Raw genomic sequence first — 22001 nt, forward strand, 5'->3', positions numbered from 1 at the left:
GCCGAGAGGACCCGCACCGTGCAACGCAAGACCGGCCGTTTCCTGGCGACCTTCCTGCCATCCGTGCTGCTGATCGTGGCGGCGCTGGTCTTCAGCGCCGGCGTCAATCTCGGCACCTTCCGGCGGGATTGCGGCGATGCGCTGTTCTCCACCTTCAGCGTTGCCGGCCGAAAGGTGGTCACCAGCATCGAATATGCGGTGAAGTACGGCAAGACCATCGACAATTTCTTCGGCATGGAGCGGGCGCTCAACCAGTTGAGGACCTATCTGCCGCAGGCGGACGGGGTCGCGGTGGCACTGCCGAGCGGACAGGTCGCCTACGCCATCGGCACCTACGGCTTCAAGGATCGCGTCGGCGACCGGCTGACCGGCTATGAACAGCGCCGGTCAGCGGAGGAATTCAAGCGCAACACCTCATTCAATTATCACGATACCGACAACCGGTCGTACGAACTGTATCTGGCGATCCGCGATCCCAGCGATGGGCGCTGGATCGGCACCCTGATGATCGCGGCCAGCGATTCGGTGATCGACGATTACGTCCGCGCCTTTGAACGGCACACGCTGATCCTCGTCGGCGCGCTGGGTGGGGTCGCGATCCTCCTGCTGGGCGGCCTTGCCCTGCTGCCGGAACGCAGGCGCGGCGGGCTCGGACGGCCCCGCTCCGGGCGAGCGGCGCTCACAGTGGCGGCGCTGGTGCAGATCGCGGTCGGCGTGACCGGCTACGGCGCCTTCAGCGAGGCCTATCTGCGCACCGTGGAGAACACCACCGGGATCGTCGAGAACATCGTGGCGACCGACATCGGCTCCGTCATCGGGCGCGGGGCGACCTACCGCTCCTTCTCAGGCATCGACGATTACTTCCGCGAGATCGTCGCCATCGTTCCCCACTTCAAGGGCATGTCGCTGGCTGTCCCCGAGGGGGCGGATTGTCGGGCTCGCTCGGCTTCGGCCAACCGGCGGCCAAGGGGGATCTGGTGACAGGACGGGCGCTGGCGACCGACGCGGACTTCCTGACGCCGACCCTGCGCATCGTCATCGACAGCGACTTCATCCAGCGCAACATGCTGGAGGTCGTCGCCAACAACGTGACGATCCTGATCATCTCGCTGATGTTCATCTATGAACTGCACGCCTTCGTCAGCCGGCGGATGCGGCCGACGGTGGAGACGGTAGCCGAGACAGAGGCAGTGGTAGAGGGCGCCGCTGCCGCCGCCGCGACCGGCCGGTCCCTGGCCGGACTCCGCTTCCTCACCTTCATGCTCTATTTCGGCATGTTCCTGTCGGCCTCCTTCGTGCCGGTCATCATGCAGACCTTCGACCGCGGCCTGTTCGGATTGGCCCCGCCCCAGGCGGCGGCGATTCCGGTGTCGGTGGAGATGCTGTGCGGCGCGCTGGCGATCCTGCTGGCGGGACGGATCGGCGCGCGGCTGCCCTGGCGGACGATGACCGCCGCCGGTCTGGCAGTCGCCGTGCTGGGCGCCCTGATCTCCGGGGTGACCGGCGACCCGGTCCTGTTCATCGTGGCGCGCGGTCTGGTGGGTGCCGGAACGATGACGGCACTGATGGGGCTGTATCGCCTGATCGACCGCATCCGCCGGATCGATCCGGCGACGGGAGCCTATTCCGACCTGTTCTCCGGCATGTATGTCGGCGTCAATTGCGGCGCGGTCGTCGGCAGCCTGCTGGCGGACGCGATCGGCCCCCACGCGGTTTTCCTGATCGCCGCCGTCGTGCTGACGCTGGGCATCGCGCAGTTGCTGCTGCTGACGCCCGAACCGGCGGGAGCGGCCGCCATCGCTGCCGCCGCCCCCGCCGTGGCGAAGCCGGACGGCGACACGGCTCCCGCACGGCGGGTGTGGAGCGACGGGTCCTTCCTCGCCTTCCTGCTGCTGGTGTCGGTTCCGACCTCCGCCTGCAGCATGTTCCTGATCTATTATTTCCCCCTGTTCGCCAGCGGGTTGGGACAGCCGGCCTCCACGGTCGGGCAGGCCTTCCTGCTCTACGGCCTGTGCATCGTCTATCTCGGTCCGCTGCTGTCGCGCCTGATGCGGTCGAGCAACGTCGCACCCGGCCTGCCGGTCCTCGCCTCCGGCCTCATCATGGCGGCGGGGCTGACGACCTTCGCGCTGACCGGAAGCCTGGTCGGGGCGTTCCTGGCGATCCTGCTTCTCGGCCTCAGCGACAGTTTCGGTCTGACCGCGCAGCAGCGCTATCTCGAGCGGCTGCCTGTCGTGGGCACCCATGGGCTCGCGGTTCCGCAATCCTATCATCTGAACGCCCGGAAGATCGGTCAGGTCATCGGCCCGATGCTGTTCAGTGCCGCCGCGGTCGCCGGCGGGGCGGGCGCGACTCTGATCGGCCTGGGGCTGGCGGCGGCGCTGCTGCTTCATCTGGGACTGTCCGTCCTGGCCCTGCGCCGGCGCCCGTTCATGGCCAAGACGGCATGAGGGAGATGGCGGCACAGGCACGGACAGAGGGCAGTCCGCTGCGCCTGGCGGTTCTCGACGGCAGCTGGGCGCCGGCCATCGCCGCGTTGCAGGATGCGGCTATCGGCGACCGCATGTATCCGGTCAACGGCGGCCAGATCGCCGAGATGCTCGGCCCCCGCGGCCTGACGGTGGGGGCGTTGGCCGGCGACCGGCTGGTCGGCTTCTTCTCGCTGCTGTTTCCCGGCCGGCAGCCCGAGTTGATGGGCCTTCCCTTCGGGCTTGTGGAGGAGGAGCTGGACGCGGTGGTCCACTGGACCGCGGTGATCGTCGATCCCGCCTTCCGGGGGCAGCGGTTGCAGCAGCGGTTGGTCGCGGCGGTCGACTGGCGGCTGTTCCCTCAGTCCCCGCACGACTACGGCTTCGTCACCGTGCGCGCCGACAATCCGCCCAGCCTGCGCAGCATGCTGGCCTGCGGCTTCGCCATGGTCTGGGCCGCTCCCAAATTTGACGGCCACTTGCGCCATACCCTGTTCCGCATCACGCCGGGCGACGGCGAGATTCCCGATGGCGGAGAGATGGTGGCGCTGATGGACCTGCCGCGTCAGCTGGAGTTGATGGCGCGGGGATGGATCGGCTGGCCGCAAGGTGCCGCGGCCGGCCATGTCCACTTCGCCCCCCCGGTTCCCGGCTGCCTCGTCGACCGCATCAGGGCGCGGACGCGGTCGGGATAGACTTCTCGGTCACATCGTCACGCGTTGACATCGCTGAAGCCGAAGGCGTCGCGCAGCCGGGCGAGCATGCCGGTCCCCTGCCCGCGCTGACGGTCGTCCTCGTCCGGGCGGCCGCCGTTGTGCCCGTCCGCCGAGCGGGTGGATGCGATGCGGCCCAGCAGGTCGCGCAGCGACGGCTGGCCGTCCAGCGCCTGTGCCAGCACCGTCTCGTCGATCTCGTACAGCAGCGCCGGGCCCAGGGTCCGCGCCGAACTCGTCCTCGCGGCCCCGTCCAGCAGGGCGCCCTCCCCAAACAAGGCACCCGGTCCAAGCCGGGACAGCTCGATCTCGGTGCCGTCCAGGCCGGTGGTGCTGAGCGCCACGATGCCCTCCGCCACCAGGAACAGCGACCGCCCGGCATCGCCCTGGCGGTACAGCGGCGTGCCGATGGCGACCCGCTGCGGCCGGGCGCCGGCAGCCAGCCGCTCGCGGGCCAGATTGTCCAGCGGCTGGAACAGGGGAGCGGCGGCAATCAGCGATGCCGCGTCCGGATGGGCGTCGGCCGCGTCGGTTCCTCCCTCCACCAGCCGGATGTTGGCGTGGCGCTGCGCCAGCGTCACCCCGGCATGGCGGAAAACGGAATGGATGCTGATCAGAACCGCATGTTCCTGCGATTGCAGCAGCGAGCGGTCCGTCAGGTCGAACGAAACCAGGAAGCGCATCCCGAATTCGTCGATGCCGTTGAACTTCACCCAGACCAGGCCGAGATGCTTGCGCCCGTCGACGCTCTTCACCAGCCGCAGCGCGTCGGTCAGCAGGTTGACGATCCGGTCGGGATCGTGGCCCAGCGTCACATGCAGCAGCATCTGGGCGATGAAGCGGTTGTTGGGGTGCGAGCAGTTTTCGATCCGCGTCCCCGCCGCGACCGCATTCGGAATGCTGACCACCGTGTTGTTGAAGGTTTGGATCTTGGTCGAACGCCAGGAGATGTCGATCACCTGACCGATGGGCGCGTCCCCCACCTTGATCCAGTCGCCGCGGCGGAACGGCCGCTCCAGGTTCAGCACCATGCCGGAGAAGATGTTGGACAGGTTGCTCTGCAGCGACAGGCCGATGATCATCGCCAGCACGCCGGAGGTGGCGAGCAGGCTGGTCAGGTCCTTCTGGAAGACCTGCGCGATCACGCCGAAGACCGCCAGGATCAGGATCAGCAGCGACACCGTGCTCTTGACCACCTGCGGGATCGCCCGCTCGCTGGACGCCTCCAGCGGGTCCCAGGCGAAGCGGTGAAGGGCCAGATTGATGAACAGGGCGGGGACAAGCCACCATGCCACGTCGAACACGGTGACGGTGGCGGCCATCGCCCGTTCGGCATCGATCCGCGCGAAGCCGTCGATCAGTGCCGATTCGGCGGCAAGCAGGCCGACCCCGGTCGCCGCCGACTCGGCCAGCAGGAACAGGCGGGGGAAGCGGCGGTCGGACTGCCATGCCTCGGCCCCGCGCAAGGCCAGCAGCAGCAGACAGGCGCCCCACACCCCGATGAGCGCCGGAAGCCCGCCGATCTGCCGGCGCAACCCGCGATCCTGCGGTTCGATCGACAATTCAAAGCGGACCGTCGGGGCATCGCGCCCGGCGCGCCGCTCCTCGGGCCGGAGCTGGGCTCCGGGCACCGCCGCCGGGATGTCGGCGGTGAGAACCGCGTCCGTCACCGCCCAGCCGGCCCCGGCCACCTTGCGCCCGGCGAGCACACGCGCGAGGTCGCGGTGGGCGGAGCCGTCGCCTTCGTCGGCGGCGAAGATCATCCGCTCATGATTGAGGTCGCGGCTGCGGAACCGCAGGCCGACCCGATGTCCGCCCAGCGGCGGACGGGCGTCCTGCCACGCATCCATCAGGAAACGGCCGGTGACATGGTAGAGCCGGTAGTCCTCGTCACCATTGCGCACCTGTTCGACGGGAACGCCCAGGATCACCGGCTCCACGGTGTCGAGGAACTGGATGTCGGTGACCGCTTCCGGCGGCGGACTGCCGGGAACGTTGCGGTAGCGGAACCACAGGTCGAACTCGATCCGCGCCGAACGGTTGACGGGATCGATGTCGGAGATGCGGCTGACCGACATGCCGACATGAACCACCGACAGCGGCCTCATCGCGCCGCGGTTGCCGTTTCCGTCCGCATCGGCCGCATAGCGCAGCTGGGTCAGCGCCGTGGTCAGCCCGTCCTCCGGCCCGGCGCCGGTGGTGAACTGGCCGATGCCGAGCGCCCGTTCCGGCGTTCCGTCCTCGCCGAAATACAGCGGCCCGGTGACGCCGGGCACGGCATGCAGCACCGAACGGATGGCGGCGAGCTGGTCGCGCACCATGCGCCGCGCCGATGCGCGCGTGCTCCAGCTGCCCGCCAGCCCCGCCCGCCGCACGGCGGCGATCAGAAGCTGCCCGGCGTCGTAGGCGTAGAGCGCCGCCCAGTTGCCGAGCGGTCCGAACCGCGCATCGTAAGCCGCGAGCAGGCGGTTCGCCTGCTGGTTGGCGATGTCCGGCAGGAAGGAGCTGATGACGAAGAGCTTGCCGGTGTAGAGGCCGGGATGAGACGATTCGCGCGGCAGACGCGACAGCTGCTTGCCGAATGAGGGCGCTCCCAGCCAGTTGGGACCGAGAATGCGATTGGTCACACCCGCGTCGCGCAGCGCCTGGATCAGCATGACCGCCGGTTCCTCCGTCGCCAGAAGGACGACGACGGTCTCGGGAGGCAGCCCGCGCAGAGTGCCGACGAAATCGGCGATGTCGCGGGCGAAGCCGCTCGCCGCCGGACTGATCGCCGCATCCAGCCGCAACCCGACACCACGCTGCGGCATGACGTCGCGCAGGGGGCCCGCGAGCCGCTCCGTGACCGTCTGCGGCGTGCGCAGCAGCGCCACAGAGTCGGCAAGCAATCCCAGCCGGACGTAATCGGCCATGAAGGCGGCCTCCCGCTCGTCCGAATGCCCGATGCGGAAATACCACGCATTGTTCCGCGTCAGGCTGGTCTCGCTTGCCATCGGTGACAGGGCGGGAATGCCGGCGGCGGCATAGATCGGGGCGGCCGCAAGGGAGGTGGCGGAGCTGTCGTGGCCGATCACCGCCAGAATGCTGTCGTCCTCCACGATCTCCGCCGCGACCTTGCGGGCGCTGGGGGAAACGCCGTGATCGTCGAACGGCACGAACTGAAGCTGCAACCCGTCGATTCCGCCGGCGGCGTTGATGCCGTCCGCCAGAAGCCCCAACGCTTTTACGATGTCCTGGCCGCCTTCCGACAGGTTTCCGGCATAGGCGATGCGGACCGTGCCGGCAGTTTCCCGAATTGCGGATCGCGACGTCAGCGATGGCACCGCCAATCCTCCGGCAAGCAATGCCGCCAAAAACAGGAGAATGGCGATCAAGCGCATCGGTAGGGCAACCCCAGGACTCCACTTCGGCGGGAAGGCGGCAGGAAGGCGGCGCTCAGGCGCCGGACGACGGCGATCTACGCAGGTCCAGTAGGCCCGACGGCCCGGCAAGGATCAAGCCTTACGCGCGGCGCGCGCGGTCAAGTCCGGGAAATCTCTGATTATGCCTACCTTCTCAGCTTTAAGTGTTAGATTCTTAATGAATGCCGCAACCTCTCTTTGAAACAAATCAAAAAGTCTGGAATCTAAACATTTCTCCGATTCGGTAATTTGTTATTGGCAGGGATAACATAAACCAACCCTTTTTCCAGTCAAGGCGCGGCTGAAACCAGTAGGAGTGTTCCCGATGGATATAGCGTGTCTATTGTGGAAAGAATCAGACGGTGAGACTATGTTGCACGCGCTTTCCTGAAGAGGTACGCAAAAATTGCCGCTCGATGCGCTCTCTGCGCATGGCGGGAAGGCCGGATGGGACCGTGGGGACAGGCGGACGCGCTGTTCGTTCGCAGGGTGCGATGTAGACTTGGCAACGCAATGGGTTGGATTTCAAATGACCGAAGCAGTCGAGGATTGCCGCCGTAAATTCGCCGATCTGGTCAAGCTGAATGGGATTTCAAGCAAGTATATCGAGCGCGACACCGAGCGGCGGATCCTGGAGGATGGGGTTGTCCGTTGCGGCCTGACGCTGGAGGAAGCACGCGGTGTCATGCGTTGCATTGCCGACGATTACGATCTCGTTTTCGAAAGCGAAACCGATCGTCGGATCCGGCAGGTGCTGGACAAGCACGCCGGGAAGAAGGGAAAGATCGGCAAGAAGCAGTTCAACCAGACTGCATCGATCCTGCGCGATTTCTCCAACGACAGCATCAGCGAGGAAGAGGCGCGGCGCCACATCAAGCGCATCATGACCGACAACGGATGGCAGCCGAAGCGGGCCGGCCTGATCCCGACCAAGCGCTGGTATCGCAAGATCGAAACCTGACACCTGCCCTGACACCTGCAAGGCCGAGGCCCGCGACGGGGAGCGACGCCCATGGATATCCTAGAGCTGTTCGCGTCGGGAACCGTCATCCTCATCGGGACACTTCTGATCGCGGCACCGCTGATCGTCTACCGGGCGCTGTTCGACACCGCGCGGCATTGGCATGCGTACGGCGCCGGCCGCGCCGGCATCGTCGAACTGTGCGGGTTCCTGATCGGCATCTGCTTCATCCTGACCACGCCGCTTCCGGGCGGGGGCCTGAATGCCGATCTGCTGTTCGGCGTCGGCGGCCCCTGGGATCTCGATCCTCCGGCGTTCGAGGCCCTGGTCCTCGACACGCTGGCCGAGGCTCCGGACCGGCTGGCGGCGTGGCTGGCCGAGCGGGACGACCGCCTCAACCTGACCCTGGTCGTCGGTTTCGCCTTTGCCTTGCTGGCCGGGCGGGGGGCCTGGGGCTTCTACCGGACCTATTGGCGCGTGGCCCTGCTGACCCTGGCGATGGATCTGACGCTGGCGGCGCTGGCGTCGGTCGCGACGCTCTACGCCATGCTTCTCGGACTCTGGCTGCTCAACCGCCTGAATTTCTGGGCCCTGGCGGTCGCGGTGCTGGTCATGCAGGAGTACCGCTACAACACGCTGGGCCTCTTCCAGAAGCAGCGCCATTTCCGCGCGCCCAAATCGATGCTGCCGCTGGGCGCGCCGGTCAGCGGCGAGACCGGCAACAGCCGGCGGAAACGGGTCAGGGCGGAGGGGTCAGGACGTGCGACTGGCCGGAAATTCGGCGTTTGAAATGCGACCAGCACACACCGGACGCCAGCACCAGCCCCGCCAGCACCAGCGCCAGATAGCTGCTCCACAACGGTGCGTCGACATCGACGACGCCGAGGTGCCGCAGCGACAGGTAGCCGCTGTAGAGGATCGTCACCGCGGTGAGGACCCCCGGCAGGCGCAGCGCGACCCAGGCGATCCGCAGATAGGCGGCATAGAGGGCGAGGAGCAGCAGGCCGACGGCGATCTTCACCGACAGGCGGCTGCCGTCGTCGGTGCCGAGCCAGGCGGCATAGGAATAGCCGGTCGGGTTCCAGGTGGCGAACAGCAGGAGGAAGCAGGTTACGGTGCGGATCAGATAACCGAAGCTCTTCATGGCGTCATCCGGCCGATCAGGCGATCAGGCGATCAGGTTCTGGGAATCGACCTGACCGCTCAGGCGATAGCGCACGAGCGACCAGGATTGCCCGGCCCCCAGCACGATGGCGACGGTGCCAAGCAGGCCAAGCGAACGGGTGGTGGGATCGGCCAGATCGATCACGCCGAAATCCCACAGGACCCAGCCGAACGACGACACGACCGAAAGCACCAGCAGAATGCCGATCAGCTTCATCGAACGCCACGTGGCCTGCGCATGGATGAACAGCAGGAAAGCCAGCACCGACGCGCCGAACAGCTTGACCGTCCAGTGCCCCTGATCGCCGACGAGCCAGTCGTAATAGGAATAGCCGGACGGGTTGTAGATGCCGAAGACCAGCAGGACCGCGAAGATGATCCGGACGATGAAACCCGCTGTCGTCATCATGGCGGCGGCTCTGCACAAATTTTCGGTTTTTCCCGTCCGGAAACCGTACGCCGCCCCCCTTGCCCGGTCAATGTCGGGAAGATCCCGCAATTGCCGCACCGTTTCCCCATCCCGCTCCCTGTGCCGGAATGACGCATCGCGATGGATCGGCTGAGATGACGCCCGTGAACGCCCTTTTCGGCAAGCCCGCCGCCGTCGCCGCAAGCCTGGCTCTCGGCGCCCTCTTCCTGTCGGCGGGCTGGGCGACGCTGCCGACCCGCCATGCCGCCGCCACCGTCAGCTATCAGCTCGCCGCACCGATGGACGGAACGCCGGCGGCCTCCGCTGCGGCGCCTGCCGCAACGCCCATTCCGGTGCCGGTCTTCCTGATGCAGCCCGACCACGCGACCATGCGCAGCGGCACCGGCCTGCTGCGGCCGGACGGGCGGGTCGACATCACGCTGTTCGATCCGTCCGACCCGCGGCTGATCCACGGCAGCGAGGCCCTGTTGTTCAACACCGAGTTCCGCGTCCTCTGGCTGCTCGCCACCGACGAGGAGCGGGCCCGGCTGTGGCGCGGCATCGAGGAGGTCGGGCGCGGGCTGCGCACCGCCATGGACGGCATCCTCGAATCCCCGGAATTCACCGGGGAATACCGCGACGCCCTGCAGGAGATCGGCCGGATGGCGATCGAGGAGGCCTGGCGGGCTCCGTCGACCCGCGCCACCTACGAGGAGTTCCTGCGCAGCGCCGAACCGATGCTGCACGACACCGTCGGCCGCGACCTGAAGGCCATCGCGATGAAGCAGGTCGAGCCGCTGGTGTGGAACCTGATCGGTGCCAATGTCGGCATGGCGCTCGACCCGTTCCGCAGCCAGTCCTGGGATCTAGGCCCCGTCGATCAGGCCGTCGACGCCATCCTGCGCGAAGCGCGGGAGGCCGGGCTGGTCAACCGCGCGGCACGGCAGCTTGCCGACAGCTGGCAGGCGAAGGCCTTCCTGAAGACCTTCGCCGGAAATGTCGTCGATGCGCTGGCCCATCAGCAGCGCCTGCGCGACGTCGCCGGCCGGATGGTGAACGATCCCCGGCTGGGCGCCTATCTGAAGCCGGTTTCCGGCCCGGCCGGCGATCTGGCCCGGCTCGCTCCAGACCTGCTGTTCGGCGTCCAGGCCGGCGCCGATCTCAACGCGCTTGCCGCCCACACCTTCCAAGGCTTCCTGACCGGCCGCGGCGGCCCGCTCATCGTCATGATGAGCGCCCGCCAGCGCGAGGACATCCTCACGCTCGACCGCTACTCGCCCCGCATCCTCCTGCATGCCGTGCCGCAATGACCCAGACATCCCATGCCCTCGTCATCGATGGCTTGACCATCGACCGGCCGAACGGCCAGCCGCTGCTGCGCCACACCAGCTTTGCCATCGACCCGGCGGAGGTCGTCCTGCTGGTCGGGCCGAGCGGGTCCGGCAAATCCACCATCGTCAAGCTGCTCGGCGGTCTTCTGGAGAACGGCCCGGGGGAGTGGCGGGTGTCCGGACGCCTGCATTGCGGCGGACAGCCGATGGATCTGGCGACGGAGCGCAGTCCGGTCGGCGGCATCGTCTTCCAGGACCATGCGCTGTTCAACGATCTGAGCGCCGTCGAGAATCTGCGGATCGCCGCCGACCATGCGGCGCACCCGCCGGATGCCGTGCTGATCGACGGCGCCACCGCCCTGCTGGACGGCATCGACCCGACCCAGACCGTCAGTTCCTGCAGCGGCGGGCAGCGCCAGCGCCTGGCCATCGCCCGGACCCTGCTGGCCGACCGGCCGGTCCTGCTGTTCGACGAGCCGAACTCGGGTCTGGACGTCGCGATGGCGCGGCGGCTGGGCGAGCTGATCCGCGACCTGTGCCGGTCGATGAACAAGCCGGCGCTGGTGGTGGCCCACCACGTCAAGGATTTGCTTCCGGTGGCCGACCGTGTGCTGCTGTTCGATACGCGCAACCACCGGCTGGTCGAGGTGCCGCGCGACGCCGATGCCATCGAGGCGGCCCTGCTGGCCTTGGACGACAGCGCCCTTCCAGGCGGGCGGGCTGCCGGGCTTACAGAAACCGGCTTGGCCGAAACCGGAATTCTTCCAGGCGCCGGCAAGGGTCGGGACTGGCGGCAGGAGATCGGCCACCGCTCCCGCTTCCACTGGTTCCTGCGCTATCTCGCCGAATATTTCTGGGAACTGTGCGTCTCGCCGCTGATGCTGATCTATATGGGAGCCGGCGCCCTGATCATGGGCTTCGTGTCGATGTGGTTCGGCTTCCACTACAACTCCTTCGGCGGCTACCTGAAATCCCTTTTGCACGACGAGACGCTGGTCGGGCTGGGGCTGGTCCAGGGCACCGTGGCGGTTCCGCTGATCAGCAGCATCCTGTTCGTGGCGCGCAACAACGCCATCATCGCCGCCGACATCGGCAACAGGGTCCTGTCGTCGCAGTTCAGCGCCATGCAGAACCTGCGCATCACCGCGCGCGGCTACATCTTTTCGGCCATCCTCATCAACATGGTGGTCGGGTCGCTGATCCTGCTGGTCATCTCGCTGGGAATGGCGAGCTGGGCGTCGATGCAGACCTGGCATATCCAGTTTCCGATGCAGAGCTTCGAGCTGTGGCGCAGCCATTTCTTCCGCAAGCTGCTGCCCGACGGCCTGCATCCCGCCTTCAGCATGGTCTGGGTTCTTTTGAAGGTGGCGCTCAGTTCACTGCTTGCCGGCGGCGCAGCGATCGTTATCGGCTGTGGAAAGAAAGAATCGGTTCTTGAAATAAACGCAGCGATTGCGCGTTCGATCATTGTCGGGGTGACTCTGACCCTGCTGGTCCACGCCGTCATTTCAATTCTGACACTCTGACACATCTCCCCTTCGGATATTTCCCGATAGCGCGGGAACTCTTTTGGGGTAACATTGCGGTGAATGGACGCCGTGAAACGGGGAAGCGGATCATGATCACGGATGCGGACATCGAACAGCGGGCCGCGGCACAGGATGCCAAGGCCGCGGGAAGCCAACCGGAACCCTGGCAATCCTCCGGCCAGGCGATTCCGCCGGCGCCCCCGCCCGACCTGCCGCCCTTGAAGGCGCCGGCTTCGGACGGGCGGAACTCGTCGCTGCCGCTGATCCTGTCCGTCGCAGCGCTCGTCGCCACGGTGTCGGCCCCCTACTGGTCGCCGCCGCTCTACCGGCTTCTCCGGCTTCAGCCGGCCGGACTGGAATGGCAGGCGCGGCAGGAGGTCGAAACCGGCCGCCTCGCCCGGTCCGTCGCGGAGCTGGACCGCAAGGTCAGCGATCTGTCGGCGACACTGGTCAGGACGACCGAACAGGGCATGTCGGCCAATGCGGTGCTTGCCAACGCCGATGCCAGGCTCCGGATGGTGGCGCTTCTGCAGCTGCGCGCGACCTTGCGCCGGCCGGTTCCCTTCGATGCGGAGCTGAAGGCAGTCCGTGCCCTGGGTGGCAAGATGGAGGAGTTGGAGCCGCTGCTGGCCGCGGTGGAGGCCTATGCCGCAAACGGCATTCCGGTGGAAAGCCAGCTCCGGCAGGATTTCGCGGCGGTCACCGAGGCTGCGGGCCGCACCGACCCCCGGCCGACGCCGATCAAATGGCTGTCCAACGTCACCGGCTGGACGCCGGTCGCGGTCGAACCGGAGGCGATCCGGCCGGTGACGATTGCCGAACAGGCCCAGGCGCTGCTGGCCGAAGGCAATCTGCCGGCCGCCATGGCGCAGTTGAGCGCCATCGACCTCGGCTCCACCTCTCCGGCCCGGGCCTGGATGGAGGATGCACGGGCGCGGATCGCGGCGAACCAGGCGGTCGACCGCATCGCCGAGATGGTGGTGACGGCGGCCGGGCGGATGTCTCCGAAATCCTGACAGGACTGCATCGGGATCCGTGCGGGGCCCATGCTCGGGCGGTGGTTTCACGCTCCGGGCGTCAGGGTCCAACTGGCAAAATATGGCTGGCAAGGTATGGCTGGATGAGTTGCGACCTTCTCGTGTCTCGCCTGCTCGGCTCGGTGATCGCCGCGTCGCTCTGGACCGCTTCGGCCGCCTGCGCCAGCCCCCCGACGGCGGCGTCGCCCCAGGGCACCGCCGCGCCGGCCACCGCGGCTCCGGCGGGTCCGGCAAAGGATGCTGCTGAACAAGGTGGCTGGCTCGACAGCTACAGCCGCGCCGTCTTCGATTTCAATCGGCATCTTTACGACGGCATCGATGCGGTCGGCGGCTGGATGCGGGGCGGGGCGCCCGCCGCACCGCCGGATCCGGCGGCCGGAAGCGTTCAGAACGTCGTCACCAACCTGGTGAACGAGCCGCTGACCGCCGTCACCAGCACGATGATCGGCGAGTTCGGCAACGCATGGCGGTCGGTGGAACGCTTCGGCATCAACAGCACGGTGGGCGTTCTCGGCTATTACGACACCGCGAGCCAATGGGGATTCACCCCGACCCACACCGACCTCGGCCTCAGCCTGTGCCGCTCCGGCGTGGGTGAGATGGGGTATGTGGTCCTGCCCTTCATCGGTCCGCGCACCGGTCGCGACGCAATCGCCGACATCGTCCTGATGAACGCCGTGCTTTGGACCTTCGCCGGGGTGGCGGCCGGCACCGGCGCCAGCTTGCAGACCATCGTCATCGCCGAATCGGTCGAGGTGGTGGCGGACATCACCGCGACCCGGCAATTCGACATCGAAGCGAAGAACATCCGCCTGCCGGACTACGATGCCACCCGCACGGCCTATTTGAAGCAACGGCGGGAACGCTGCGCCCAGCCGATCGAGACACCGCCCGCCAAGGGGCCGGTTTCCGCTCCCCCCGCGCTCGACCGGACGCCACCGGGCCGGGGCCGCTCGTCGCCAGAGATGGCCTTCCCGGAAGACGACCGCCCAGGTCCTCGCAAAGGACTTTCCGTGCAGCGGGCGTACGCGGTCGCCGCCCAATAAGCGGTTGCGCGCGTCGAAGAGCAACCGTCCCACCGCTCTTCCGCCTCCCTCCCGACAGGTTGCTCCGCTTTCCAAGGCGGCAAGGTCGATCAAATCCTGAAAGACTTCCCCATCAGCCATAGAAGTTTTCCTAAATACTTCACAAAACTATACTCAACGATCGTTGCCCGTATCGGCAAATACCCGCATCATTATTTGAAATAACCTGTGATTCTGCACCTTTTCAAAAAGATCAATTCAAAAATTGTGCTTTTTATGTTATTTAAAACTGAAGATTGGAAGCCTGATAGGGGTTGTCCGAATTGACTTAACCTCTCCTTTATAAATAAAATTCTACCAATAGTGATTTAATCACTTAAGCATTTTTACAGCAGAAGAATGAATACCGCCGAAGATCTTCGTTTGGACTGAATATTATCTCTTTCAGATCGCAATTTGTTATCGGCGATCTCATTCAAAAATTTCCCCGCACGCTGAAAAGATGTCCTGAGGGAGAGGAAGCGCTGTGACAGACCCAACAATGACGGAACCGGGTCGGAACGGTCGATGCCGCGACCGCAGACGCGGTCAGACATGCGGCCGGCGGAACGGACTGGCCGGTGCGATTCTGACCGTGCTGCTGATCGTCGCCCTCGCCCAATTCGCCATGCCGTCCTGGGCGGCAACCGAAGCAGCTCCCGCCGGCACAGCCACCCCACCCGGCACCGCCTCGCCGCCGCCGGCCTCCGATGGCACAACGCCGCCCGCCGCCGCACCGGCACGACCGGACGGGCCGACGGAGGTTAAGGTGGGCATGTACCTGACCCAGCTGCTCGATTTCGACATGTCGAAGCGGTCCTACTACGCCTCGTTCTGGCTTTGGTACCTGCACGACAACCCCGATTACGATCCGCATGCGACGGTCGAAGTCGCGAACGCGAAGTCGGACAGCGTGAAATTCGCCTCGTTCGACACCAGCAAGGGAATCCGCTGGCATCAGGAAAAGCACGGCGCGGTGCTGGCGGAGGATTGGGAAATCACCCGCTTCCCGTTCGACCGGCAGAAACTGGTCATCATGGTCGAGGACGGCCAGTCCGACACCGGCCGCATCCGCTTCGTCGCAGACAGCAAGAACAGCCGCATCGATCCGGCCGCAACCGTGCCGGGCTGGACAATCGAGGGCTTCGACCTCTCGGCCCAGGACGTGACCTACAACACCTCCTACGGCGACCCCACCCTGTCGGAGGACAGCGTCTATTCGCGGGTGGTGGCAACCATCACGGTGAAGCGCCAGGGCATCCGCCTGCTGTGCAGCCTGTTCGTCGGCTTCGGCGTCGCGTTCCTGCTGGCCCTGCTCACCTTCTTCCTCGATTTCGACTCGATGGCGGGATCGCGGATCGGCCTGTGCGCCGCAGCGGTTTTCGCGGCGGTCGGCAACAAATACGCGCTGGACGGCTATCTGCCGCCCGCCTCCACCTTCACGCTCGCCGATGTGATCGTCAGCACGACCTTCGCCTCCATCCTGCTGGCGGCGCTTGCCGTCGTCCTGATGCAGTTGACACACAAGCGTGCTCCGCGCTTCGCCCGCATCGCCAACCTGTTGCTGTGTCTGGCGACCTTCGCCGGATACATCGGCGTCAACGGCTACGCCGTCGCCTCGGCTGCCTGATGGAACGGTGGAGACGACCATGACCGCCCCGCTCCCGATTGCCGGCCCGACGGCGCTGCCGCCGGTCGCCCGCCCGGCGACGGTGACCGTTCTCGTCGCCGGGCGGCATGTCGCAGTGCCGGCAAGCCAGGTGGCGGCCGTCGATCTGGCGGTCCCCGCCGCACCGGTGGCGTTCGCTCCGCCCGGCTATGAAGGCGTGGTCTTCGGCCACGGGGTGGCCGCGGCGCAGATCGATCTGGGGGTCCGGAACGGCGGGCAACCGGGTGCCGGGCGATGGAGCCTGCAACTGGACCACGCGGCGGGGCCGCTGTCGCTGCGGGTCGAGGAGGTGAAGACCGCCGACGCGAACATGGCGGAACCGGCCCCCGGCCCGGCCCTGCCCATCGATCCGGACGCTCTGCTCGACGGGCTCGCCCCCTGCGGGCCGCAGCCGGCACAACCGGCACCGGATCATATGGACCGGGCGACCGAAGAGCTGGACGTACTGCTGGTCGCCGGTGGCGGACACCGTGTCGCCATCCCTGCGACGCTGGTCGACAGCGTCGGCCGTCCGGATGGCTTTCTGACCGCACATGGCAGCGTGCCCCGTCAGATGGTGATGCTGGACGGCGACCTGCTGCCGGCCCGCTCCCTTGCCTCCTGGGTCGGGGGCGGGTCGCCGGAAGATGACAGCTGGGCATTGCGACTGCATACGGCCGACGGGACCATCGCCCTGACGGTCGCCGAACTGTTCGGTCTGCACAGCCTGCCACGCCGGGATCTGGTCGCCGTCGATGCCGACGGCGAAACCTCCCTGTGGTGGCGGGACGATGCGGGCAACCGCCCGATCCAGGTCCTGCATCCGGGGGCGGGCGGGCTCCTGCCGATAGACCGGCCGGCGGCGCGCGACGCGGCCTGCACGGCAGTCCGGCCCCTGCCCGCGCCTTCGGCGGGCCATACCCATGTCGCCATGGCGGCGGGCCCCGTGATCCTGGCCGCACCGGCCGCCATGGTGCAGGAGGTGAGGGGGACGCCCAGCCCCGGCGACCTCCACCGGGCGCGCCGCGTCGGATCGATCCCCGCCTTCGACATCGACGCGGCGTTCGGCGGCACGGCCGGTCCGGCCGGCTGCGTTGTGCTGAAGCGCAACGGCCGGCGCCCCATCGCCCTGCTGACGGGACGGATCGAAGCGGCGGATGGCGGCTTCGGCTGGTATGCGCCGCCGCCGCTGCCGCATGCGATGGCCGTGCTGGCCGGGGCGGTCCGTCCGGCGACCGGAAAGTTGGGTAACGACAGGCCGGTCCTGGAATGTCTGGTGCGGCCCGACGCCTTCCGCCGTCCGTGGCGGGCGGACCCCGGAGATGTCGTGCGGACGGCCATGCGGGCGTCATTCGCCGGCTGGCTTTCAAATTGGTGAGCGGACCCTGCAGGAGTGCCCTGGCGCAATGTTCAAGAACCTGAAAATCGGCAAGAAGCTGGCGGTCCTGGTGGTCGTCCTCAATGCCTTCACCGCCATCATCGGCCTCATCGCCCTGCATGGCATGAAGATGGGAAACGACGCGCTCGACACGGTTTACAATGACCGGGTGGTGCCGCTGCGCGATCTGAAGGTGATCGCCGACCTCTATGCGGTCAACATCGTCGATATGGCGCACAAGGCCCGCAACGGCAATGTGCAAACCGATGCCGCGCTCGCCGCCATCGACGCCGCCCGCACCGGGATCCGCGAAAAATGGCGCGCCTATCTGGCCACATATCTTGTCGACGAGGAAAAGACGCTGGTGGCGAAGGCCGAACCGCTGATGGCCGACGCCGACCGCGCCGCCGACCGGCTGCGCGGGATCCTCGCCGCCGGCCGTTCCGAACGGCTCGACCGCTTCGTCATCGACGAGCTGTATCCGGCAATCGAGCCGGTCTCCGACGCGATGTCGGCCCTGATCGAGTTGCAGCTGACGGTCGCCAAGTCGGTTTACCAGCAGAACGACGCCCTGTACGACCTCACGGTCCACCGGACCATCGGGCTGCTGATCGGTGCGGTGCTGGTCGGGGTGGCGCTCGGGGTGGCGATCATCCGCTCGATCACCGTGCCGCTCGGCCAGGCCCGCGATGTGATCGACCGCATGGCGCGGGGCGATCTGACCGTCACCGTCGCCGACGACGGCCGCCGGGACGAGATCGGCCATATGCTGCGCGCCACCGCCGGCATCGCCGCGACGCTGAAGGCGGTGGCCGGCGACCTGCGCGACCTGATCGAGGCGGCCCGCGGCGGTGCTTTGTCCGTGCGGGTGGAGCCGGAACGCCATGCCGGTGAATTCGCCGTTCTGGTGCGCGGCGCCAACGAACTGGTGGAGGTGCTGACCACCCCGCTGTTCGAGGTGGCGTCGGTGATGGCGCGGCTGTCCTCCGGCGACATCCGCGGCCGCATGACCGGCTCCTATGAAGGCGACCTGCGGGCGCTGAAGGGCAACGTCAACCGCAGCATCGACGCGCTGGCCCTGCTGCTCGACGAGATCTCGGGCTTCGCCGGGGCGCTGGCCCAGGGCGATGTGACCCGGACCGTCGACGGTGCGCACCAGGGCGACTTCGCGGCCATCAAGAACAACCTGAACCGCGCGGTCGAGCAGCTCGCCGCCGTGCTGCGCGCGGTGAACGGCTCCACCGAGCAGGTTGCCACGTCGGCGACGGAGACGGCGGCGGCGGCCATCGACGTGTCGCGCCAGGCGGCCGGCCAGATGATGACGCTGGCGGACGTATCGGGCGCCATCGAGCAGACCGCCGGTGCCATCGGCGAGATCGCCCGCAACGCCGAACGCGGCAGCACCCTGGCGCGCGGCACGGCCGACCTTGCCGAGGATGGGCAGCGGACGCTGATCTCGCTCAGCCGGGCGGTCGACGGAATCGCCGAACGGACGGCGGGGATCGAACGGATCAGCGCGCTCATCGCCGGGATCGCCGACAAGACCTATGTGCTGGCGCTCAACGCCGGGCTGGAAGCGGTCCGGGCGGGAGAGAGCGGCCGCGGCTTCGGCCTGATCGCCGCCAAGATCTCGTCGCTGGCCGAGGACGTCACCGCCGCCACCCGCGACATCGGCACGCTGGTGCGCGAGGCGTCGGCGGGGGTGGAAACCGGTGTGCGGGCCGCCGGCGAAGCGGCGGACGCGATCGGACGCATCGTCGAGGCGTCGCGCGACAGCGGTTTCACCGCCCAGTCCATCGCCGCCGCCATCGACGAGCAGAACGCCATGGCCAGCCTGCTGAAGGACCGGGTCGAGCAGCTCTCCATGACCGGGCAGGCAACGGCCGGCGCTGCGGAGGAGATCTCCGCGACCATGGCCGCGCTGACCGACATGGCGCAGCGCCTGAAGGCGGAAACCGCCCGCATCCGCACCGCCTGACCACAGCCGCACCGGAGAGGAGGCAACAGGAACGCCATGAAGGAAGGGTTGCGCCGTGCGGCCGGCAAACTGACCGCGCCGTTCGTCATCACGCTGGTGGTGTTGTTCGGCTTCTATCTCGGCGGCGACAGCTTCCAGGGGTTCGGGCTGGCCGCGATGGACAGCACGCGCCGCGTGCTGAAATACGTGCTCGGCGTTGCCGCCTTCCTGTCGCTGGCCGTGCTGGTGCAGCGGATCGTCCAGTATGTGATCTTCGACGGCATCGTCGCGTCCGCCACCGGGTCGCCGGTGCCGAAGCTGCTGAGCCAGATGTCCGGTCTGGTGATCTTCGGCATCGCCGTGTCCGCCTGCGCCGGCATCGTGTTCGAACAGGATCTGACGGTGCTGTGGGCCGCGTCCGGCGTGGCCGGCCTCGTGCTCGGCATGGCCCTGCGCGAGCTGCTGCAGGACGTGTTCGCCGGCATCGCGCTCAACATCGACCGTGCGATCCGCATCGGCGAATACATCCAGATCCACCGGTCGGGCGACAGCAAGATCAGCGGCCAGGTGCTGGAGATCAGCTGGCGCACCACCCGCGTGCGCGATTTCATGGGCGATCTGGTGATCTTCCCCAACAGCAAGTTCAGCGCCTTCACCATCACCAACTTCAGCCAGCCGGAGGCCAACAGCTTCCGCTTCGTGACCCTGACTCTCGACGCGCGCGTCCCGCTCGCCCGCGCCACCCGCATCCTCCAGGCGGCGGCGCTGGAGGCGATGACCGGACTTGCCGGCCCCGACACACCGGTCCCCTGGGTCGAGGTCAAGGCGATCCGGCTGGAAGGCGTCGAGTACGCCATCTTCTACAAGGCGGAATGGCGTCATCTGGGCAACGCATCGCCGACGATCCTGCAGACGGTGCTGACCCATCTCGCCTTCGCCGGGCTGGAGACCGCGACCGTCCTGACGGACGGCCCATCCGCTGCGGACGGCACGCTCCGGCAGGCGGGGGGCGCCGGCCCCGATACGGCGGCCTTGACCGCCCTGCTGCGCGCCACCGCCCTCTTCCGCGGGGTGGGGGATGCGCCGCTGCGCCTGCTGGCCTCCCACGCGGCGATGCGGGAACTGCCGGCCGGTCAGGTGGCGATCCAGGCGGGAGAGGCCGGGACCTCGCTCTATCTCGTGCTGGAGGGGCTGTTGTCGGCGGATGCCGGGCGCCGGTCGGTCCGCGATCCGCTGCCGGCGACGCTGCGCCCCGGCGACCTGTTCGATCCCGCCATCCTGCGCGGCGAAGCCCATGGCAGCACCGTGCGCTGCCGCACGGCGGTCCTGCTGTGCGAATTCGGCCCCGACGCCCTGCAATCCCTGTTCGGCGCCGGTGCCGGCGGAATGGAGTTCGGCGCCGGTGCCGGCGCGATGGAGCGCGTGGCCCGCAACCTCGTCGCCGGTTCCGCCAACCGCTCCACCGAGGATGAGGAACGGGTCGCCGACACCCTGCGGCAGATGCGGCACCTGTTTCCCGCCCCTGTCGGACGGCAGGGCTCAACCATCGGCCCGGTCGCGAACACCGGCTGACGAACACCGGCCGACACCACCGACACCCGGCACCGCCGGACAATTTCAACGAAAACGCCAAGGAAGAGGTGACACCATGGATCCCATTTCGCTCGCGGTCGCCTTCATGGCCGCCTTCGGCATCATCTCGACCGATGCCGTCCTGCATGCCGACAGCGTCTCCGTCAGCCTGTACATGCCCGACGAGTTGTCCAAGGGAACCGCCAAGGGCGACGTGATGGAGGACATGTTCATCGCCAAGATGCAGGAGATCGGCGACACCAAGTCCTATTTCGGCAGCCCGAGCGTGCGCTCGACCAAGGCCAAGACCATGGGGGCGGTCCTGGCCAAGACGCTGAAGCTGGAGGATATGACCGCCGCCGTTCAGCACACCTTCGGCATGAAGACGGCGACGGTGAACGGCAGCTTTGCCAAGGACGAGAAGGAGGGCAAGCTCCAGCTCGTCGCCATGGTGCGCGACCCGGACGAGCCGCCCTTCCCGGTGATCGTCAAGCGCAAGGACGGCGAGTCGCTGCCCGACATGATGGGCCGCGCGGCACAGGAGGTGATGGAGCATCTCGCCCCCTATGTGACGGTGGTCTACGCGCTCCAGAGCGCCGACCGCCAGCACGACTACACCGAGGTCGACGAGCTGATCGCCCGCGAGCTGAAGACCTACGCCTCGAAGACCTACTACAGGGAGCGGGCCAGCATTCTGAACATGGCGGGCATCGTCGCCCTTCACAAACAGAAGCCCGACGAGGCCGCCCGCCTGTTCGAGGAAGCCGACCAGACCGACCCGGCCCTGCTGTTCCCCCGCGTGAACCGCGCCTTCGTCATGCTGGTGAAGGACGATGAGAAGTCGGTGGAAACCTATCTGAAGCCGGCGATGGAGTCCGCCCGCTATCAGCGCGCCTACACGCTGCTCGCCGCCGGGGATCTGGTGCGGGCCGGCGCCTTCATGGCAACGGGCCGCTACGATCAGGCGATCACGGCGCTCGACGATGCCGAATATTGGGATCCGACCAGCGCCCTGGTGCCGTCGCTGCGTGCCGAACTGTGCACGGAGCGGGGGGACGTGGTGTGCGCCCAGCGCAACCAGACGAAGGCCCGCGCAAACCTCGACAATTTCGAAACCTACCCGGAGGTCGCGAGCCTTTACTACCACATTTCCTGGCGCAAGGGCGAACCGCTGAAGCCCAGCGATCTGCGCCAGGATCTGGCCAAGCCTTCGGCGGCACAGCCGACAGCGGTCAAGGTGTCCAACACCACCGTCAAATAAGGGAACGGAGCACCGGTCAGGCAAGACGGGAGCCTCGGAGACCCGAGGCTCCCGTTGCTTCTAGAGTATGGCGCCGGCGACCAACTCCTCCATTGTTTTTCCGGTGAA

At 67.2% G+C, this 22001-nt stretch carries 17 protein-coding genes; 14 read left to right on the forward strand and 3 right to left on the reverse strand.

Annotation, left to right across the window (positions count from 1 at the left end):
- Positions 1-18 precede the first annotated feature (18 nt).
- The 3 genes from ACWPN8_RS20155 to ACWPN8_RS20165 are packed head-to-tail and all read left to right on the forward strand — an operon-like array spanning position 19 to position 3163.
- The gene (locus tag ACWPN8_RS20155; RefSeq protein ID WP_492242013.1) at positions 19-981 is read left to right on the forward strand and encodes a hypothetical protein; all 963 of its coding nucleotides are present in this window, start codon (positions 19-21) and stop codon (positions 979-981) included.
- Positions 930-2450 (forward strand): MFS transporter, encoded by a 1521-nt coding sequence (locus ACWPN8_RS20160; protein ID WP_492242014.1) that lies wholly within the window; start codon positions 930-932, stop codon positions 2448-2450. Before ACWPN8_RS20155 ends, ACWPN8_RS20160 begins: the two co-directional genes overlap by 52 nt.
- 5 nt (positions 2451-2455) lie before the next feature.
- Positions 2456-3163 (forward strand): GNAT family N-acetyltransferase, encoded by a 708-nt coding sequence (locus ACWPN8_RS20165; protein ID WP_492242015.1) that lies wholly within the window; start codon positions 2456-2458, stop codon positions 3161-3163.
- Positions 3164-3180: 17 nt separating this feature from the next.
- On the opposite strand, the gene ACWPN8_RS20170 is transcribed toward ACWPN8_RS20165, so the two are convergent.
- Positions 3181-6504, reverse strand: a complete 3324-nt coding sequence (locus tag ACWPN8_RS20170; protein WP_247873296.1) for an ABC transporter substrate-binding protein — start codon at positions 6502-6504, stop codon at positions 3181-3183.
- Between the two features lie 484 nt (positions 6505-6988).
- Here ACWPN8_RS20170 and ACWPN8_RS20175 point away from each other — a divergent pair, with 484 nt between their 5' ends.
- Positions 6989-7543, forward strand: coding sequence for a hypothetical protein (locus tag ACWPN8_RS20175; RefSeq protein WP_492242016.1), 555 nt, complete (start codon positions 6989-6991; stop codon positions 7541-7543).
- 51 nt (positions 7544-7594) lie between these two features.
- A complete protein-coding gene (locus ACWPN8_RS20180) occupies positions 7595-8332 on the forward strand; it encodes a hypothetical protein (protein WP_492242017.1) in 738 nt (245 codons plus the stop codon).
- Here the strand turns inward: ACWPN8_RS20180 and ACWPN8_RS20185 are convergent.
- On the reverse strand, positions 8283-8687 hold the full coding sequence (locus ACWPN8_RS20185) for a DUF6524 family protein (RefSeq protein WP_492242018.1): 405 nt from the start codon (positions 8685-8687) through the stop codon (positions 8283-8285). The genes ACWPN8_RS20180 and ACWPN8_RS20185 overlap by 50 nt on opposite strands.
- Before the next feature lie 24 nt (positions 8688-8711).
- The gene (locus ACWPN8_RS20190) at positions 8712-9116 is read right to left on the reverse strand and encodes a DUF6524 family protein (protein WP_109451600.1); all 405 of its coding nucleotides are present in this window, start codon (positions 9114-9116) and stop codon (positions 8712-8714) included.
- Positions 9117-9271: 155 nt separating this feature from the next.
- Between ACWPN8_RS20190 and ACWPN8_RS20195 the strand changes: the two genes are divergently transcribed.
- From ACWPN8_RS20195 to ACWPN8_RS20235, 9 genes are all read left to right on the forward strand, one after another.
- Positions 9272-10426, forward strand: a complete 1155-nt coding sequence (locus tag ACWPN8_RS20195; RefSeq protein ID WP_109451598.1) for a hypothetical protein — start codon at positions 9272-9274, stop codon at positions 10424-10426.
- Positions 10423-11973 carry an ATP-binding cassette domain-containing protein gene (locus ACWPN8_RS20200; RefSeq protein WP_492242019.1) on the forward strand — a complete coding sequence of 517 codons (1551 nt, stop codon included), beginning with the start codon at positions 10423-10425 and terminating at the stop codon, positions 11971-11973. Before ACWPN8_RS20195 ends, ACWPN8_RS20200 begins: the two co-directional genes overlap by 4 nt.
- Positions 11974-12065: 92 nt before the next feature.
- Positions 12066-12992 carry a COG4223 family protein gene (locus ACWPN8_RS20205; RefSeq protein ID WP_247873294.1) on the forward strand — a complete coding sequence of 309 codons (927 nt, stop codon included), beginning with the start codon at positions 12066-12068 and terminating at the stop codon, positions 12990-12992.
- 104 nt (positions 12993-13096) lie between these two features.
- Entirely contained in the window at positions 13097-14059 is a 963-nt protein-coding gene (locus ACWPN8_RS20210) for an MlaA family lipoprotein (protein ID WP_109451593.1), read from the forward strand.
- 613 nt (positions 14060-14672) lie between these two features.
- A complete protein-coding gene (locus tag ACWPN8_RS20215) occupies positions 14673-15707 on the forward strand; it encodes a ligand-gated ion channel (RefSeq protein WP_492242020.1) in 1035 nt (344 codons plus the stop codon).
- Positions 15708-15726: 19 nt separating this feature from the next.
- On the forward strand, positions 15727-17103 hold the full coding sequence (locus ACWPN8_RS20220) for a chemotaxis protein CheW (RefSeq protein WP_492242021.1): 1377 nt from the start codon (positions 15727-15729) through the stop codon (positions 17101-17103).
- A gap of 28 nt (positions 17104-17131) precedes the next feature.
- Positions 17132-19081 carry a HAMP domain-containing methyl-accepting chemotaxis protein gene (locus ACWPN8_RS20225; RefSeq protein WP_492242022.1) on the forward strand — a complete coding sequence of 650 codons (1950 nt, stop codon included), beginning with the start codon at positions 17132-17134 and terminating at the stop codon, positions 19079-19081.
- A gap of 36 nt (positions 19082-19117) precedes the next feature.
- Positions 19118-20632, forward strand: coding sequence for a mechanosensitive ion channel family protein (locus tag ACWPN8_RS20230; RefSeq protein WP_492242023.1), 1515 nt, complete (start codon positions 19118-19120; stop codon positions 20630-20632).
- 76 nt (positions 20633-20708) lie between these two features.
- Entirely contained in the window at positions 20709-21893 is a 1185-nt protein-coding gene (locus ACWPN8_RS20235) for a tetratricopeptide repeat protein (RefSeq protein ID WP_109451584.1), read from the forward strand.
- The last annotated feature ends 108 nt before the right edge of the window (positions 21894-22001 follow it).

The sequence above is a fragment of the Azospirillum sp. UENF 112521 genome (assembly GCF_058780665.1).